Source organism: Streptomyces sp. GbtcB6, assembly GCF_019091475.1.
GTDB lineage: Bacteria > Actinomycetota > Actinomycetes > Streptomycetales > Streptomycetaceae > Streptomyces > Streptomyces hyaluromycini.
Genome location: NZ_JAGXJL010000001.1, coordinates 401,976 through 419,154, shown reverse-complemented (window position 1 = coordinate 419,154; position 17,179 = coordinate 401,976). Strand labels below are relative to the sequence as shown.

Genomic DNA, 17,179 nt, shown 5'->3' with positions numbered 1-17,179 from the left:
CGAGGGGCCGACGGTCCGGCGGGACGGCAGGAAGGGGAGAACGATGGAGGGGGAAGCCGCGTACGGCTTCATCGTCAACGTGGACGCGCAGGGCTCGGGCCTGCTGTCCGACACCGAGAAACCCGAGATGCGGCGCAGACTCTACGACGTCACGGGCACCGCCTTCGAACAGGCCGGCATCCGCCCGCCGCGCCTCTACCAGGAGGACCGCGGCGACGGCATCCTCAGCGTGCTGGCGCCCGACGTGCCGCCCGCCCGGGTCGTGGGGGAGTGGGTTCAGCAGCTCCACCAGAACCTCCGGGAGAGCAACCGGGACCTCAGGAAACCGCTGCGGCTGCGCGTGGGACTGCACATCGGCCGGGTCACGGCCGACGCCTACGGCCGCTCCGGGCGCGCCGTCGACCTGGCCTGCCGGCTGTGCGACTGCGGCACCGCGAAGGCGATCCTCAAGGCCGCGGACGGCGCGCCCCTGGTGGTGATCGCCTCCGACCGCGTGCACGAGGACTTCGTCCTGCCCGGCGGACGCTGGGTGGACCCCGAGCACTACCGCCGGCACGACGTGGAGCTCAAGGAGGGCCGCACCACCGCCTGGTTCATGGTCCCCGGCCGGTCCGAACCGCCGGAGCCGCCCGAGCCGCGCGAGGCGACCGTGCCGTCCGCGGAGCCGGTGCCCGACTCCGCCGCCGGACCGGACGGGACGCCGGGGCCGACCGGTACGAACGGCACGAAGGCGAGCACCCCGCCGCGACCGCCCGCCGCCACGGACACCGGGGACCGCTTCGTCCAGAACATCCACCAGCACGGCGACGGAGAGATCATCGCCGCCAAACGGATCGAGACCCTCAACAGCGACCGCCGCGGCGGTGGCCGGTGAACGCCCAGAACCCTCCGCCGCCCCAGGGCGGCCCGAAACCGTCGCCGCAGCCGCAGCCGCAGCAGAAGGCCGAGCCGGACAAGCCGCAGGGCGGCGAGTCCGGCGGCGCCCCCGAGCCGGAGAAAGCCGACGTCATCGGCGGCTCCGCCGCCGACCCGCTCGGCGAGGAGGCGCTGCCCGGCGCGGCGGCCGCCGCCTCCCGGATCTACCGCTCGACCGTGAGCCAGCACGGCACCGGCACCCTCATCAGCTCCGGATCCGTCGGCACCATGAACTTCTACAGCCGGCAGGCGGCCGAACGCGTCCTCGCCGGCCCGCTCCCGGAGGACCAGCTGCGCAGACTGCGCCAGGTCTTCCAGGAACCGGCGGACTACGCCGAACACCGCGAGCAACTGCGCGACGGACGCCTCCTGGTGCTGTACGGCCAGCCCGGCACCGGCCGCGCCTACACCGCCCTGTCCCTGCTGGACGGCCTGACCGGCGGCCGGGTCTCCCGGCTCGACCCGCGCACCGACCTGGACAGACTCGACGACGACCAGATCAGCGACGGCCACGGCTACGCCCTGGAGCCGAGCGCCACCGGGCTACCGGACGAGACCGGCCTCGACCGGCTCTGCCAACTACTCGGCGAGAAGGACGCGTACGCGGTCCTGCTGGCCACCCCCGAACCCGGTGACGTGCTCTCCCGCAGCGGCCGCTACTACCGCGCCCACACCCCGGCCGCCCAGACCGCCGTGCTCGAAGGCCACCTCGCCCTCGAACTGGCGGACAAGGCGCCCGAGCTGTACGAGCGGGCCCGGGCGACCGCCCTGGACCCCGACGTCCTGGAGGCACGCGGACTCGACGAACTGCGGCCCGCGGAGGCCGCCCACTACGCGCGGCTCCTCGCCCGGCACACCAGGGACGAGCTCACCCACGACGAACTCCTCGCCGAATGCCGGAAGTTCGCCGAGAACCAGGCCGCCGAATGGTTCGCCGGCGGGGTCCGCTCCGAGACCCCGGAGCGGCTGCGGGACGCGGCCTACCGGATCGCCGTCGCCGTCCTCGACGGGGCCTCGCTCAGCGCCGTCGCCGAGGCCGCCGAGGTGCTCGCCTGGGAACTGGCCGTCACCGTCGACCCCGAGGCCACGCCCGGCCGCCCGCTGTTCAGCGACGGCGTCGACGCCCGGCTGGTCTCCGCCCGCGCGGTCGCCGAACTCGGTACCGAGGAGGTCGGCACCGAGGAAGTCCCGGTGCGCACCGTGCGGTTCGGCGGCGAGGCCCTCGCCCCGGCCGTCCTCGGCCACCTCTGGCAGCACCGGCACAACGCGCGCGGACCCGTGCTGCGCTGGCTGGCCGGGCTCTGCGAGGACGACCGGCCCCAGGTCTGGGTGCGGGCCGCCGTGGCGGCGGGTCAGCTGTGCCGCCTCGACCTCTCGCACACCGTGCACGAACTGGTCCAGCCCATGGCCCAGGCCGAGCGGGCCCGCCGCCGGCTGTTCGCCGCGACCGTCCTCGACGTGGCCGTCCGCTCCCCGGAGGTCGGCGGCGCGATCCGCGCCCTGGTCGGCTCCTGGGCCCGCTACGGCGACGAACACCTGCGCTGGACGGCAGGGGCCGTGCTCGGCCGGGGCCGGGCCACCGACACCGTCCGCGAGAGCCTCGACCTGCTCGGCGGGATCGGCGTCTGGGACGAGGGCAGGCTGCGGTCCGGCGCGGCCGTCCAGGTCGCCCACTTCGCCGGCGCCCACCCCGAGCCCCAGACCCTGCGCCGGATCCGTGCCTGGCTCTCCGACGAGCGCCGGCCCCAGCAGGACCTCGGCCTGCAGTCCACGGTCTACCTGGCCTCCGTCCCCGTCACCGACCTCTGGAACCAGCACGAGGACCTGGAGGGCTACGGCGACTGGCCGCTGATGCTGGCCCTGGCCGCCGTCCGGCCCGCCCTCGCCCCGGAACTCGCCGGGCTCCTGTGGACCGCGCTGCAGACCCCACGGTCCTACGAGGCGGCGATCGAGACCCTGTCCGACTGGCTGCGCGGCTCGGCCGACCAGCCCTGGGCCGACCGCCTGGAGCGGTTCCTGCCGCTGCTCGTGCACAGCCACGACGACCGCAACCGGCTGCTGAACCTCATCAAGGAACTCACCGAAGACCCCGACCAACCACTGAACGAACAGCAGGTCCGCCGCCTGTGGGGGGCGGTCCAGGGAGCGAGTACACCATGACGCACAACCAGTGGCAGCCTTGGCCGCCCCAGGACGAGGAGTTCGTCCTGCCGCACGACCTCAGAGGCCCCTTCGTCCGCGAGTTCGCCCCGCAGGCCGCCTACCGGCACCGCAACAGCCAGGTGGCGTCGGTGCTCTACTACAAGAACGGCGGGCACAGCATCCTCACCGTCCGCGGCGCGGAGCACTTCAACAAGCCGCTGATGGGCAGGCCCACCTCGGTGTGCTGGATCGCCCGCGGCAGGCACCAGGTCTCCTTCCAGCTGGCACTGCCCACCCTCGGCGACCGGGCCCAGTTCAGGGCGGGAGCGGACGTCAACTGGGAGGTCCGCGACTTCTACACCGCCGCCGAGAAGCGCGTGGTCGACGTGGAGCGGATGCTCCGCCCGTCGCTGGAGGCCCGGTTACGCGGACTCAGCCGCCGCTACAGCCTGGATTCGGCCCAGCAGGTAGACGAGGCGATCCAGGACGAGCTGGCCAGCGGCCGGTGGGGCGACTTCGGTGCCGAACTGGGCCTCGCCACCCAGGTGTTCGTCCGCATCGACCTCGGGCAGGCCGCCGCCGACCACCAGGCCCAGATGGTCGCGGTGGAGAAGGGCGGCGTGGTCCAGGAGGCCATCGACAACGTCACCAAGGCGCGTATCGCGGCCAACATGGACGACGCCCAGAAGCTGATCACGGCCGGCGAGACCGTCCAGTACGCCCACCTGCTCGCCTCGGATCCGGGCCGGGCGGCCGAGATCCTCGGCGTGCTCCAGCAGCAGGCCCGTGACCAGCGCCAGGGCGCCCTGGACTACCTGACCAACCTGATCAACCAGGGCGTGGTCCAGCGCCACCAGATCGACGACCAGGTCCAGGCCCTCATCGACTACAGCCGCACGGTCTCCAACGGCGTCTTCCCGCACGGCCTGCCGCAGGCCCCGACCTCGCTGCCGGTGCCGCCCATGCCCCCGATGCCGCCCGCACCCCCGCTGCTCCCGGCCGACGCGCCCCCGCCGGTTCCGCCGGCGCCACCGGCGGACGCCATCCCCGGGCAGGGGACGGGGGTGGAGGACGACTCCAGCCCCGAGGCGCGCCGATGACCCCGGGCGAGCCCGACGCCGCCGCGTACTACGTCGCCGAACGGCTGCTGGCGACCGTGCGCGAGGACCTGGGCAGGGCGGACGTGAAGGCGTCCGTCCTGCTCTCGGGCGCCGTCGCGGTACCGGCGCTGGTGCTCGGCAGGGGGGCGCCGTCCGGCGCGTCGGGTGTCGCCCTGGCCTTCCTCACGGCGGGCGGGGCGCTCTGGGCGGCCGGCACCCTGCTGCTGCTCGCGGTGATCGTGCCCCGCACCCGCACGGTCCGCTCGGCACCCGGCCCGACCTTCTACGCCGACGCCCTGCACGGCATCGACCCGGAGGCGCTGCGCCGCGCCGCCGTCGACGCCGGGGCGGACCAGGTGGGCTGGCTGCTCACCCAGCTCCAGGACGTCAGCGTGATCCTGTCGGCGAAGTACTGCTGGCTGCGCCGGTCGATGGCACTGCTCGGCGCGGGGCTGCTGCTGGCGGCGGTGCCGCTGGCGATGGGGTGAGCCGTCCGGCGAGGGGTGTCAGCCGTCCCGGAGCCGCTTGAGGCGCTCGACGTCGGCGGCGTGCCCCTCCTTGCCACCGGGCGTCTCGATGATCAGCGGTACGCCCGCGGTCGCCGGGTGGGTCATCAGCGCCCGGAACGGGTCCTCGCCGATGTGACCGGAGCCGATGTTCTCGTGCCGGTCCTTGTGCGCGCCGACGACGTCCTTGGAGTCGTTGGCGTGGATCAGCTTCAGCCGCCCCTCGCCGACGGTGTCCACCAGCAGGTCCAGCGTCTGGTGCATCCCGCTCGGCCCGGTCAGGTCGTGCCCGGCGGCGAAGATGTGACAGGTGTCCAGGCAGACGCCCAGCTTCGGATGGGCGTCCAGCGCCTCGAAGTACGGCCCGAAGTCCCAGGTCCGCGAGCAGAGCGAGGCGCCCTGCCCGGCGGTGGACTCCAGGAGCAGGAACGGATCGTCGTCGTGGGTCAGCTCGTCGAGGAGCGGCAGCAGATGCGTGCGTACCTGCTTCAGCGCCACGTCCCGGGCCCGCCCGCCGGTCGCGCTCCCGGTGTGCACGACCACCCCGAGCGCCCCGATCTCCCGGCCGCGGCGCAGCGAGTGCCGCAGCGACTCCACCGACTTCTCCACGGTGGCCTCGGTGTGCGAGCCGAAGTTGATCAGGTAGGGGGCGTGCACATACGCCGGGACGGATCCCTCCGCGCAGGCCGCGCGGAACGCCTCGTCCTGCTTCGGGCTGCCCGCCGGGGTGGCCCAGCCGCGCGGGTTGGCGACGAAGACCTGCACGGTCTCGGCCTTCAGCTCACGGGCGTACGACAGCCCGACGGAGTGCAGGCCGCCGGCCACCGGGACATGGCCGCCGACGGGGTTGCGGGCGGGACCTGACTGCTGACTCTTCACCCGTCCAGGGTGTCACGGCGCGGCCCGCACCCGGTCAGCGGATGGTGATGGTGATCGTCGACCCCTTGGGCGCCTGTTCCCCGGCGTCCACCGACTGCTTCTTCACGGTGTCGCCGAACAGGCCGAGCAGCCCGCGGTTCTCCTTGACCTGGAAACCGGACTGCTCCAGCAGCTTGGTCGCGTCGTCCACGGTGGCCCCGACCACGTTCGGCACCTCGACCAGCTCCGGTCCCTTGGACAGCGTCAGCGTCACGGTGTCGCCCTCGGCGGCCTGCGCGTCGCCCGCCGGGGTCTGCTGGGCGACCTGCCCCTGGTCGTACTCGGAGTTGATCTCGGTGGCGGACACCGTCACCTTCAGCCCGGCCTCCTGCAGCTCCTGCCGGGCGTCGTCCAGGTCGTCGCCGGTGACGTCCGGGACGTCGACCGGGGCGCCCTTGCTGACGACGAGCGCGATCGCGGTCCCCGCGTGCCGCTTGGTCCCGGTCCCCGGATCCGTCGAGATGACCGAACCCTTGGGGACGTCCTCGCTGAACTCCCGGGTCACCATGCCCGGTGCGAGCCCGTCGGCGGTCAGCAGCAGCTTGGCTTTGGCCAGCGTCCGCCCCTGCACGTCCGGCACGTTCACCGTCTCGGGGCCGTCCGAGACGGTGAGCTTCACCGAGTCGTTGCTGCGGATCCGCCGGCCGGCCGCCGGGTCGGTGCTGATCACCGTGCCCCGCTTCACCGTGTCGCTGTAGGCGTGCTCGACCGACCCGACGTCGAGCCCGGCCTCCTTCAGCCGCGCGGTGGCCTGGGCCTCGGTCTTCGACAGCAGGGGCGGGACCTTGGTGAACTGCCCGGAGTTGATGTACCAGACGCCGGCGCCCGCGCCGAAGACGATCAGTACGGCGACCACCAGCGTCAGCAGCCCGCGCCGGGACCGACGGCCCCCGCGCCGCCGGTCCGGGACAGGCGGCGCCTCGAACCGGCTGGTCCGCAGCACCCCCTCGTCCTCCTCGTTGACGGGCAGGGGGCGGGATGGGGGTCCCCCCGCGCGAGCGAAGCCGAGCGTGGGGGAGGTCAGCGACCGGGGTATGACACTGGTCCGGTCCTCGGCGATGTCATGCGCCTCCGTCAGCGCCTGCGGCGGCACGGCGTCCAGCTGCTCGGCGCCGAGCACGCTCCGCGTCTGCCGCAGCAGGGCGAGCAGCGCGACGGCGTCGTACGGCCGGACCTCGGGATTGCGGGCGGTGCCGAGGGCGACCAGCTCGTCCAGCTCGTAGGCGAGCCCCGGCACGACGGCGGAGGGTGCCGGCACGTTCTCGTGCAGATGCTTGTACAGGATGACCGCGGGCGAGTCCCCGTCGTGCGGCTTCTCCCCGGTGAGCATCTCGTACAGCACGACACCGCATGCGTACACGTCGACGCGTGGATCGGCGGCACCGCTCTCGACCTGCTCGGGCGCGAGATAGGCCACGGTCCCGAGCACGGCCCCCGTCGTACTGGTGACGGTGTCCACGGACCGCACCAGCCCGAAGTCCGCGACCTTGACCCGCCCGTCGTCCCCTATCAACACGTTCTCGGGCTTCATGTCCCGGTGCACGAACCCGGCGCGGTGCGCGGCGCCCAGCGCGGCCAGCACCGGCTCCAGGATGTCCAGCGCGGCCCGCGGCTGCAGCGCGCCGCGCTCGCGCAGCACGTCACGCAGGGTGCAGCCGGCGATGTACTCCATGGCCAGATACACGTACGACCGGTCGGCCCCCTGGTCGTAGACCTGGACGACGTTCGGGTGGGCCAGCCGGGCGACCGACTTGGCCTCCCGGATGAACCTCTCCACGAAGGACCCGTCGGCGGCGAGCGCCGGGTGCATCACCTTCAGCGCGAGCACGCGGTCCAGCCGGATGTCCAGGGCCCGGTACACCGTGGCCATCCCGCCGACGGCGATCCGCGCGTCGACGCGATAACGGCCGTCTAGCACCTGCCCGACGAGGGGGTCCTGAAGGGTCGTATCCACCCAGCGAGTGTACGAGCACCGACTGACAGCCCCACAGGTGAGACCGCTTTCCCCGGGGGACTGCAGCGCACCTGTGACGCTTCGCACCTGGCTGGAATATGCCGCAGCCGCCGACGGTGATCGGCCCCCACGGGAGAGTCCCGCTTCTCAGCAGACAGTTTCGGGTGGTGCGCGGGTGGGAGACGAGGCGGGAGCGGGCCGGCGCTCAGAACGCAGGGCGCTCGGGGTCCAGCACGGCCCGGCCCTCCGCAGGAGACGACGCCTCCGCGAGGTACCGACGGGGAATCCGCCCCGCCAGCCGGGCCAGCCGCCCCGCCTCCACCCCGGCCCGCATGGCGGACGCCATCCGCTCGGGATCCCGCGCCCGCGTCACCGCCGACGCCAGCATCACCCCCGCACACCCCAGCTCCATCGCCAGCGCCACGTCCGACGCCGTACCGGCTCCCGCGTCCAGGATCACCGGCACGCGCGCGTGCTCGACGATCAGCTGGAAGTTGTGCGGGTTGCGGATCCCGAGCCCGGACCCGATCGGCGACCCGAGCGGCATCACCGCGGCGCACCCCACGTCCTCCAGCTTCCGGGCCAGCACCGGATCGTCGTTCGTGTACGGCAGCACCGTGAACCCGTCGTCCACCAGCGTCTCCGCCGCGTCAAGGAGCTCGACCGGGTCGGGGAGCAAGGTCCGCTCGTCGGCGATGACCTCCAGCTTGACCAGCGAGGTCCCCAGCGCCTCCCGCGCCAGCCGGGCCGTCAGCACGGCCTCCCCGGCGGTGTAGCACCCCGCCGTGTTCGGCAGCACCCGGATCCCCAGCCGGTCGAGGACCGACAGCACGGATCCCCGTACCCCCGGGTCCACCCGCCGCATCGCGACCGTCGTCAGCTCGGTCCCGGACGCGACGAGCGCCCGCTCCAGCACCTCCAGGCTGGGCGCACCCCCGGTCCCCATGATCAGCCGGGAGGAGAAGGTGGTACCCCCGAGGACGAACGGGTCGTCGGCCATGGCTCAGCCTCCCTGTACGGCGGTGAGGACTTCCACGCGGTCGCCTTCGGCGAGCCCGGTCGACGCCCACTGCCCGCGCGGTACGACGGTCTCGTTGACGGCCGCGGCCACCCCGGCGGGTGCGGCGGTGAGAGACCGCACGAGCGTGTCGAGAGCGGTGCCCGGGGCGATCTCCCGGCGCTCCCCGTTGACGGAGATGGTGACGGGGATGTTCGTGACGGGGGTGTTCATGCGGTCTGCTCCACGAGTACGTCGCCGAATCGCCTCGGCGTGAACGGACGGGCCTCCGCCGGCAGCTCGCCGCCGGCCAGCAGCTCCGCCATCACGTCCCCCGTGACCGGCGTGAGCAGCACCCCGTTGCGGTAGTGCCCGGTGGCCAGCAGCAGCCCGTCGAGGCGGGTCGGCCCGAGCAGCGGCGCGTTGTCGGGGGAGCCGGGGCGCAGTCCGGCCCGGGTCTCGGTCAGGGGCAGTTCGGTGATCCCGGGCACCAGTTCGTGCGCGTCGCGCAGCAGCTCGTACACGCCGCCCGCCGTGACCGTCGTGTCCCAGCCGAGCTCCTCGCTGGTCGCTCCGACGACCAGTTCGCCGTTCTCCCGGGGCACCAGGTAGACGTTCCCGCCACGCACCACGGCCCGTACGGTCCGGCTGAGGAACGGCGCGTACCGCGCGGGCACGGCCAGCCGCAGCACCTGCCCCTTCACCGGCCGTACCGGCGGCAGCACGTCGTCAGGAACGCCCGCCAGCCGCCCGCTCAGGCTCCCGCCGGCGAGCACCACCTGCCCGGCGCCCAACGTGTCACCCGCGCGGGTGACGACACCGGCGGCCCGCCCCCGCACCACCTCCAGGCGCTCGGCCCAGTCGCGGTGGAAGACCACCCCGGCTCGCTCGCACGCGGCCACCAGCGCGGCCGCCAGCCGGCGTGGGTCGATCTGGTGGTCGCCGTCGACCCGCAGCCCGCCGCGCACACCCGGCGCGAGCATCGGCTCCAGGCGCCGGCACTCCCGCCCGGACAGCCACTCGGACTCCAGGCCCGACTGCTGCTGGAGCGTGTGCAGCTCGCGCAGATGGGCGCGGTCGTCGGCGTCCAGCGCGACCGCGAGCGTGCCGCAGCGCCGGTAGCCGAGGTCGTGGCCGGTGAGCTCGGTCAGCTCGGTGACGAAGCCGGGATAGCGGCGCGCGGAGGCCAGGTTGAGCCCCAGCAGGGTCTGCTCGCCGTAGTGCAGTTCGGTGACCGCGGCCAGCATCCCGGCCGCGACCTGCGCGGCCCCGCCGCCGGGCGCGGGGTCCACCACGGCGGTGGCGAGCCCGCGCTGCGCGGCGCGCCAGGCCGTGACCAGGCCGATGATTCCGCCCCCGATGACGAGGACGTCGGACGTACGTGAGGACATGGGCGTCCAGCCCCTCCCTTCGCCGGCATGACCCGGATCAGGTTCGTACGGTCGGAGGCCGCCAGCCTCCCTCTCAGCCCGGTGCGTCCGGGCTCCCGCGTGTGCTTCCCCGCCACCCTAGCCCGCGGAGCTCCGCCCTTGTAAGACGGCCTCGGACGGCGCTGTGGAACAGGTCACTCGCCACGCCCCCTGACTGACTCTTTGTCAGTTGTCTATCGTTCTTGTCTATGGTGATCAGGTGAGCGAGCAGACGCAGCGACGGAGCACGTCACAGATGCGGCGCGTGGTCGTCGTGGGCGCGGGCATGGCCGGGGTGCAGACCGCCGTCGCCCTGCGCGAGCGCGGGTTCACCGGCACCGTCACGCTGATCGGCGCCGAGCCGCACCAGCCGTACGACCGGCCGCCGCTCTCCAAGGCCGTGCTGCTCGGCAAGGCCGAGGGCTCCGCCTTCGAGGTCGACTTCGAGGCGCTCGGCATCGAGCTGGCACTCGGCCGCGACGCGCTGGGCGTACGCACCGCCGACCACGAGCTGGACACCGAGACCGGACCGGTGGCGTACGACGTCCTGGTCCTCGCCACCGGCGCCGAGCCGATCACGCTGCCCGGCACCGAGGGCGTGCCCGGCGTCCATCTGCTGCGCACCCTGGACGACGCCGAGCGGCTGCGGCCCGTGCTCGCCCGGCAGCACGACATCGTGGTCGTCGGCGCGGGCTGGATCGGCGCCGAGTTCGCCACCGCGGCCCGTGAGGCCGGCTGCGCGGTGACGGTCGTGGAGGCCGCCGACCGGCCGCTCGCGGGAGCGCTCCCGGCCGAGGTCGCCGCGCCGATGACCGCCTGGTACGCGGACAGCGGCACCGAACTGCGCACCCACGCGCGCGTGGCCGGCGTCGAGCCCGGCGCGGTGGTGCTCGACGACGGCTCGCGGCTGCCCGCGGGCGCCGTCGTGGTCGGCATCGGAGCCCGCCCCGCCACCGCCTGGCTGACCGGCTCCGGCATCGAGCTGGGCACCCACGGCGACGTGCTGGCCGACGACCGTCTGCGCACCAGCGTCCCGGACGTCTACGCGGTCGGCGACTGCGCCTCCTTCCCGTCCGGCCGCTACGGCGAGCGCCTGCTGGTCCACCACTGGGACAACGCCCTCCAGGGCCCGCGCACGGTCGCCGCCAACATCCTCGGCGAGTCCGACGCGGTCTACGACCCGGTGCCGTACTTCTGGTCGGAACAGTTCGGCCGCTTCGTCCAGTACGCCGGCCACCACGCCGCCGCCGACCGCATGGTCTGGCGCGGCGACCCGACGGGCCCGTCCTGGAGCGTCTGCTGGCTCCGCGAGACCCGCCTGGTCGCCCTGTTGGCGGTAGGCCGCCCACGAGACCTGGCCCAGGGCCGCCGCCTGATCGAGGCGGGCCGTCAGATGGACCCGGAGGCTCTGTCCGACCCCGCCCGCCCCTTGAAAAACGCGACTGCAACCCCCTGAAGGGGCGCGGGGAACTGCGCGACCAGCCCCCACGGCGCCGCACCCGACCACCGACACGTACCCGGCACCACCCATCGCGGCCCACCCGGCGGAACGCCTACCCTTGTCCCGTGACCGAGATTGACACAAACATCGACGCTCTCGTCCCCGCCTGGCTCACCCTCCCCGACATCGCAGAGATGATGGACGTCGAGGTGACGCGCGTGCGGCAGCTGGTCAAGGAGGGCCAGCTCATCGCCGTCCGCCGTGGTGAGAACAAGGCACTGCACGTCCCCGCCGCCTTCATCGACGGGGACAAGGTCGTCAAGGGCCTGACCGGCACCCTGACGCTCCTTCGGGACGACGGCTTCACGGACGAAGAGATGCTGGAGTGGCTCTTCACTCCCGACGAGACCCTGCCCGGCACCCCCGCGCAGGCGCTCAGCGAGAATCGCGGCACGGAGGTGAAGCGCCGCGCCCAGGCGCTCGCCGTCTGAGGCAACCAGTACCGAACCGACGGGGGACACCGATGACCGACACCGCCCGCGCCCAGCTGGCCGACGCCCGGCTCTACCTGTGCACGGACGCCCGTAAGGAGCAGGGCGACCTCGCCGAGTTCCTGGACGTGGTCCTGGCGGGCGGTGTCGACATCGTGCAGCTGCGCGACAAGGGTATGGAGGCCGCCGAGGAGCTGGAGCACCTCGCGGTGTTCGCCGACGCCTGCGCCCGGCACGGCAAGCTGCTCGCGGTCAACGACCGCGCGGACGTGGCCCACGCGGCCGGCGCCGACGTGCTCCACCTCGGCCAGGGCGACCTGCCGGTCCCGGCCGCCCGCGCGATCCTCGGCCCGGACGTCCTGATCGGCCGCTCCACGCACGCCGAGTCCGAGGCCGCCGCGGCCGCCGTGCAGGACGGCGTGGACTACTTCTGCACCGGCCCCTGCTGGCCCACCCCCACCAAGCCCGGCCGCCCCGCCCCCGGCCTCGGCCTGGTGCGGTACACCGCCGCGCTGGGCACCGACCGTCCCTGGTTCGCCATCGGCGGCATCGACCTCGGCAACCTCGACCAGGTGCTGGACGCGGGCGCCCGCCGGGTGGTCGTGGTCCGCGGGCTCACCGCGGCCGACGACCCGGGCGCGGCGGCGGCCGAGTTCGCCAAGCGGCTGCGGTCGCAGTAGCGCGGGGTACGGCCGTGCAGCGCGGGGTACGGCTGTCCGGCTGTCCGGAAACTTGTCCAGTATCCGGACGCGAGCTCGACAATTCGGGCAAATATCCCGAGTTCGGTTGGGTGGCCGTCCGCCCCTGGCTAACCTGCGGGTATGGCCCTAGGAACCGCATCGACCAGGACTGACCGCGCACGCACCGTGCGCGACATGCTCGCCAACGGCAAGACCACGTACTCGTTCGAGTTCTCGGCGCCGAAGACCCCCAAGGGCGAGCGGAACCTGTGGAGCGCGCTCCGGCGGGTCGAGGCGGTCGCCCCCGACTTCGTCTCCGTCACCTACGGCGCCGGCGGCTCCACCCGCGCGGGCACGGTCAAGGAGACCCAGCAGATCGTCGCCGACACCACGCTCACCCCGGTCGCCCACCTCACCGCGGTCGACCACTCGCTGGCCGAGCTGCGCAACATCATCGGCCAGTACGCGGACGCCGGGATCCGCAACATGCTCGCGGTGCGCGGCGACCCGCCCGGCGACCCGATGGGGGAGTGGGTGGCGCACCCGCAGGGTCTGACCTACGCGGCCGAACTCGTGCGGCTCATCAAGGAGTCGGGCGACTTCTGCGTGGGCGTCGCCGCCTTCCCGGAGATGCACCCGCGCTCCAGCGACTGGGACACCGACGTCCGGCACTTCGTCGACAAGTGCCGTGCGGGCGCCGACTACGCCATCACGCAGATGTTCTTCCAGGACGAGTCGTACCTTCGCCTTCGTGACCGGGTCGTCGCGGCCGGCTGCGAGACCCCGGTCATTCCGGAAATCCTGCCCGTCACCAGTGTGAAGATGCTGGAACGGCTGCCCAAACTCAGCAACGCAGCCTTCCCGGACGCCCTGAAAGAGCGGATCCTCACAGCGAAAGACGATCCGACGGCGGTACGCTCCATTGGCATCGAGTACGCCACGGAGTTCTGCGCCCGGCTGCTGGCCGAGGGAGTGCCAGGACTGCACTTCATCACGCTCAACAACTCCACGGCGACGCTGGAAATCTACGAGAACCTGGGCCTGCACCATCCCCCGCGGGCCTAGACCGGCCGCACCGGAGTAGGACACACTGCGTAGCGGTCACAGGAGGAGGGGCGTACATGGGCTGGACGGTCCTCTACGTAGCGTTCGGCATCGTCGCGTTGTGGTTGCTCGGCGAGGTACTGCTGCAGTACAAGGCGCGGCTGCGCTGGCGGCTGCTCGCCTTCGTCGGCTTCGTCGGTGTCGTCTTCGGTGTCCTGATCCCGTCGGTCATCGTGATCGGCGTGGGCGCGATCGCCTTCGCGGTCGGCCAGACCTACGTCACGCTGTCGTTCCGCCGTGGCTTCGAGGCCGGCTGGGCGGTCAAGCGCCCCGGTGCGGACGGTGAGGGCGGCCTGACCAAGCGCCGCCGCGGCGAGCCGGACGAGGACCCGGGCCTGGAGGCCACCGACCCGGACGCGGCCGACACCGCCTACGCCGAGCAGCAGGGCGCCTACGCCACGGGCAGCATGCCGGCCTACGGCGGCGGTGACGAGTACGACCGTGACGACGTCTTCACCCCGGCGGCCCGCACCATGGAGCCCGGCGCGGCCGAGTCCAGCACGGTGTACGAGCCGCAGCCGATGCCCGAGGACACCGGCTCCTACGGCGTCTACCGCGACTCCGGCTACGCGGCCACCGGCGACCAGCAGGCCGCCTACGCGACCGCCGGCCAGGACCAGGCGTACGCCGCCCAGGGCACCGACCAGAACTACGCCTACGACTACTCCGGTTACGGCCAGCAGCAGTACGGCTACGACACGGGCGCCCAGCAGCAGTACGCCAACTACTCCGACCCGTACATCGGCAACAACCAGACCTACGGCGGCGCCGGGTACGACCAGTCGTCGTACGGCACCCAGCAGTACGACCAGCAGGGGTACGCCCAGGGCCAGTACGGCACCGGCGGCTACGGCGAGACCCCGGCGGGCGGTGTCTGGGTCCCGCAGCAGCGCGCCGACGAGACCTACGGCGGCGAACTCCCGCAGGAGCAGCCGTACCCCTACCAGGGCCAGGGCGGCGACGGGCAGGGGCAGCAGCAGGGCCAGCAGCAGGGCAACAACGGGTACGACGAGCAGCAGTACCGTTTCTGAAGCCTTCCCCGAAGGCCCGGCTCACTGCGAGCCGCGGAACTCCGGCCCCTCCACGATCAGCCCCGCCACCAGCGCCCCCGACATGCCCGCGTGCGGAAGCCCGCCACCGGGGTGTGACCGGCCGCCCACCCGGTACAGGCCCGGCAACCGGGTGGTGTTGGCCGGGTGCAGGAAGCGGCCCTGGCCGGCGGCGAGGGACGGAGCGGAGATCTCCCCGGACCCCGTGGTGTCCGTGACCCGTTCCGGCAGTCGCGTCTCGTGCCAGATCAGGCGCTCCCGCAGCCCCGGGACGGCCGCCTCGGCGGCTTCGAGGAGGAAATCCGTGTAAGCCCGAGCGGTGCTGTCCTTCTCCCAGCCGGCCTCGGTCGACAGCACCGCCGACAGCACCACGGACTCGTGGTCGCCGTCCGGTCTGAGCGCCGGGTCGTCGGGGCGCAGCACCGTCACGGTGGGGCGCACCGGCCGGTCGCCGCCGGGCGCGACCAGCAGGTCCAGCTCGGTCTCCTCGTCCGGGGGGTGCACGATCGTGCGGTGCGCGGCACCGGCCTCGGGCCCGCCACGCAGCGCGAGCAGCACGGTGAAGCGGCCCGGGCGCGCCGCCTTCCGGTCGGCCCGCACATCACCGTCGGCGTCGAGCGGACACCCCGTCCGCCGGGTCAGGGCGTCCAGCCGTACCGGATCCACTCCGGCCACCACATGGTCCGCGTCGACCACACCACCGTCGGCCAGCTCCACCCCCGCCGCGCGACCGTCCTTCGCCAGCACCGCCGTGACCTCGGCACCGAACACGAACTCGACTCTCCGGCGCACGCACCGCTCGTACACCGCGCGCGCCAACTCCCTCATGCCACCGCGCACATACCAGGTGCCGAAGGCATGCTCCAGGTACGGCAGGACGGCCGCGCTCGCCGGAGTGTCCCGGGGGTCGAGGCCGTGGGCGAGCGCATGGCTGTTCAGCAGGGCGGCGAGGCGCTCGTCGCGCAGCTCCCAGGCGCCGATCTCGGTGAGCGTGGCCGCCCGGCGGGTGCGCAGCAGCTTCTTGTGCGGCACCGACGGGTACGGCTCGCGCTCGGCCAGCACCTGCCAGTCCGGCCACAGCGGTTCTTCCAGGAGCGGGCGCCGGGTGCGGTCCCAGGCCTCCCGGGCCCGCACCAGGAAGTCGCCCCAGCGCTGCCCGGCGCCGGCCCCGAGGGCCTCGTCGAGGGCGGCGACGACGCCCGCGCGGGACGCGTTCGGCAGGGACACCTGCGTGCCGTCGGCGAAGACGTGCCGGGCCGACGGGTCCACCTGGACCAGCTCGACACAGTCCTCCAGCGGCTCCTTGCCGGTCTTGACGAACAGGTCGCGGTACACGGCGGGCAGCGGCAGCAGCCCCGGTCCGGTGTCGAAGGCGAACCCGTCGCGCTCGAACCGGCCCACCCCGCCGCCGTACGTGTCCGTCCGCTCGTACACCGTCACCCGGTGGCCCGCGACGGCCAGCCGGGCGGCCGCCGCCATGGCGCCCATCCCGGCGCCGATCACCGCAATCCGTCCCATGCCCGCGACTTTATCGACCGCCACTGACACTCCGGTCCGGCGGGCCGTCAGCCGGGAGGCCGTCCCACCTGCGCCGCGAGCCGCCGTTCCTCCCGGCGCTGGGCGCGGCGGCGCCAGAAGCGCCGGATCCGGGAGATCAGGAACACCAGCACGATCAGGCCGGTGGCCAGCAGTACACCCGCGATGATCGCCGCCGGCAGCGGATGGAACATCGCGAACGTCACGATGCCGGCGACCCCGAGATCCTCCGCCAGGCTCACCACGATGTTGCTGAACGGCTCCGGCGAGGTGTTGATCGCCATCCGGGTACCGGCCTTCACGGTGTGGCTGGCGAGGGCCGTGGAACCGCCGACCAGGCCGGCCGCCACGTCCGAGAGCGAGCCGCTGTGCCCGGCGAGCAGCGCCCCGACCCAGGCGCCCGCCACCGGCCGGATCACCGTGTGCACGGAGTCCCACACCGAGTCGACGTACGGGATCTTGTCGGCGACCGCCTCGCACAGGAACAGCACGCCCGCGACGATCAGCACCTCGGGGCGCTGCAGCGTCTCGGGGACGTCGTCGCTCAGGCCCGTCGCGCCGAAGAGACCGAGCAGCAGCACCACCGCATAGGCGTTGATTCCGCTGGCCCAGCCGCTGGTGAAGACCAAGGGGAGTACCGACACGGACGCGATCGTAACCAGTCGGCGGCCGCGCGTCCTGGGCCTGCGTGCGCACACCTGAGTACGCGTACCTAGGGAGCGAGTTGAGTACGCGCGCGGATGGGCCGCGACCTGCGTGAACGAGAGAGTGGAGACACGGAAAGGGGCGCGAGGTCCGGTACCGCCGACACGGGGCGGCGGAACGGCGCCGGCGCCCTCGACCGCTCCTTCCGCCGATTCGCGTCGGCGGAAGCGAGACACGGGGGAGAGGGGACCCGGGGGAACAGCGGGAAACCGGGGGAACACGGGGGAGTACG

16 protein-coding genes and 1 riboswitch are annotated in these 17,179 nt (G+C 73.1%); of the genes, 9 read left to right on the top strand and 7 right to left on the bottom strand.

Annotated features, from left to right (window positions below; translation table 11 throughout):
* Positions 1-43 precede the first annotated feature (43 nt).
* From KVT45_RS01905 to KVT45_RS01890, 4 genes are read left to right on the top strand one after another with little or no spacing between them, the layout of a single operon-like run.
* Positions 44-874: a hypothetical protein gene (locus tag KVT45_RS01905; protein WP_217544614.1), complete on the top strand. Its 831-nt coding sequence runs from the start codon at positions 44-46 to the stop codon at positions 872-874.
* Positions 871-3,075 (top strand): hypothetical protein, encoded by a 2,205-nt coding sequence (locus KVT45_RS01900; protein WP_217544612.1) that lies wholly within the window; start codon positions 871-873, stop codon positions 3,073-3,075. Before KVT45_RS01905 ends, KVT45_RS01900 begins: the two co-directional genes overlap by 4 nt.
* Complete coding sequence (locus tag KVT45_RS01895) at positions 3,072-4,157, top strand: hypothetical protein (RefSeq protein WP_217544611.1); 1,086 nt, start codon at positions 3,072-3,074, stop codon at positions 4,155-4,157. Before KVT45_RS01900 ends, KVT45_RS01895 begins: the two co-directional genes overlap by 4 nt.
* Positions 4,154-4,645: a Pycsar system effector family protein gene (locus KVT45_RS01890; protein WP_217544609.1), complete on the top strand. Its 492-nt coding sequence runs from the start codon at positions 4,154-4,156 to the stop codon at positions 4,643-4,645. Before KVT45_RS01895 ends, KVT45_RS01890 begins: the two co-directional genes overlap by 4 nt.
* Positions 4,646-4,663: 18 nt before the next feature.
* Here KVT45_RS01890 and KVT45_RS01885 read toward each other — a convergent pair whose 3' ends face one another.
* From KVT45_RS01885 to thiO, 5 genes are all read right to left on the bottom strand, one after another.
* The gene (locus KVT45_RS01885; RefSeq protein ID WP_089101110.1) at positions 4,664-5,542 is read right to left on the bottom strand and encodes a deoxyribonuclease IV; all 879 of its coding nucleotides are present in this window, start codon (positions 5,540-5,542) and stop codon (positions 4,664-4,666) included.
* A gap of 34 nt (positions 5,543-5,576) precedes the next feature.
* Positions 5,577-7,535 carry a Stk1 family PASTA domain-containing Ser/Thr kinase gene (pknB, locus tag KVT45_RS01880; protein WP_217544607.1) on the bottom strand — a complete coding sequence of 653 codons (1,959 nt, stop codon included), beginning with the start codon at positions 7,533-7,535 and terminating at the stop codon, positions 5,577-5,579.
* Between the two features lie 205 nt (positions 7,536-7,740).
* Positions 7,741-8,535, bottom strand: a complete 795-nt coding sequence (locus tag KVT45_RS01875) for a thiazole synthase (protein ID WP_217544606.1) — start codon at positions 8,533-8,535, stop codon at positions 7,741-7,743.
* A gap of 3 nt (positions 8,536-8,538) precedes the next feature.
* Positions 8,539-8,766 carry a sulfur carrier protein ThiS gene (gene thiS, locus KVT45_RS01870; RefSeq protein WP_217544604.1) on the bottom strand — a complete coding sequence of 76 codons (228 nt, stop codon included), beginning with the start codon at positions 8,764-8,766 and terminating at the stop codon, positions 8,539-8,541.
* Positions 8,763-9,923 carry a glycine oxidase ThiO gene (gene thiO / locus KVT45_RS01865; RefSeq protein WP_217544602.1) on the bottom strand — a complete coding sequence of 387 codons (1,161 nt, stop codon included), beginning with the start codon at positions 9,921-9,923 and terminating at the stop codon, positions 8,763-8,765. The genes thiS and thiO overlap by 4 nt, the downstream gene beginning before the upstream one ends.
* Positions 9,921-10,032: riboswitch (TPP riboswitch) on the bottom strand. (Overlaps the previous gene by 3 nt.)
* A gap of 129 nt (positions 10,033-10,161) precedes the next feature.
* Here thiO and KVT45_RS01860 point away from each other — a divergent pair.
* The 5 genes from KVT45_RS01860 (at position 10,162) to KVT45_RS01840 (ending at position 14,688) form a co-directional block, all read left to right on the top strand.
* Positions 10,162-11,397, top strand: coding sequence for an NAD(P)/FAD-dependent oxidoreductase (locus KVT45_RS01860; protein ID WP_217544600.1), 1,236 nt, complete (start codon positions 10,162-10,164; stop codon positions 11,395-11,397).
* A gap of 110 nt (positions 11,398-11,507) precedes the next feature.
* Positions 11,508-11,873, top strand: coding sequence for an Rv2175c family DNA-binding protein (locus tag KVT45_RS01855; RefSeq protein ID WP_217544598.1), 366 nt, complete (start codon positions 11,508-11,510; stop codon positions 11,871-11,873).
* Between the two features lie 32 nt (positions 11,874-11,905).
* Entirely contained in the window at positions 11,906-12,553 is a 648-nt protein-coding gene (thiE, locus tag KVT45_RS01850) for a thiamine phosphate synthase (RefSeq protein WP_217544596.1), read from the top strand.
* A 141-nt stretch (positions 12,554-12,694) separates the two neighbouring features.
* On the top strand, positions 12,695-13,618 hold the full coding sequence (gene metF / locus KVT45_RS01845; protein ID WP_217544594.1) for a methylenetetrahydrofolate reductase [NAD(P)H]: 924 nt from the start codon (positions 12,695-12,697) through the stop codon (positions 13,616-13,618).
* Between the two features lie 56 nt (positions 13,619-13,674).
* A complete protein-coding gene (locus tag KVT45_RS01840) occupies positions 13,675-14,688 on the top strand; it encodes a hypothetical protein (RefSeq protein ID WP_217544593.1) in 1,014 nt (337 codons plus the stop codon).
* A 21-nt stretch (positions 14,689-14,709) separates the two neighbouring features.
* On the opposite strand, the gene KVT45_RS01835 is transcribed toward KVT45_RS01840, so the two are convergent.
* Positions 14,710-16,224: an NAD(P)/FAD-dependent oxidoreductase gene (locus tag KVT45_RS01835; protein ID WP_217544591.1), complete on the bottom strand. Its 1,515-nt coding sequence runs from the start codon at positions 16,222-16,224 to the stop codon at positions 14,710-14,712.
* Between the two features lie 47 nt (positions 16,225-16,271).
* Positions 16,272-16,886, bottom strand: coding sequence for a DUF4126 domain-containing protein (locus KVT45_RS01830; RefSeq protein ID WP_217544589.1), 615 nt, complete (start codon positions 16,884-16,886; stop codon positions 16,272-16,274).
* Between the last annotated feature and the right edge of the window lie 293 nt (positions 16,887-17,179).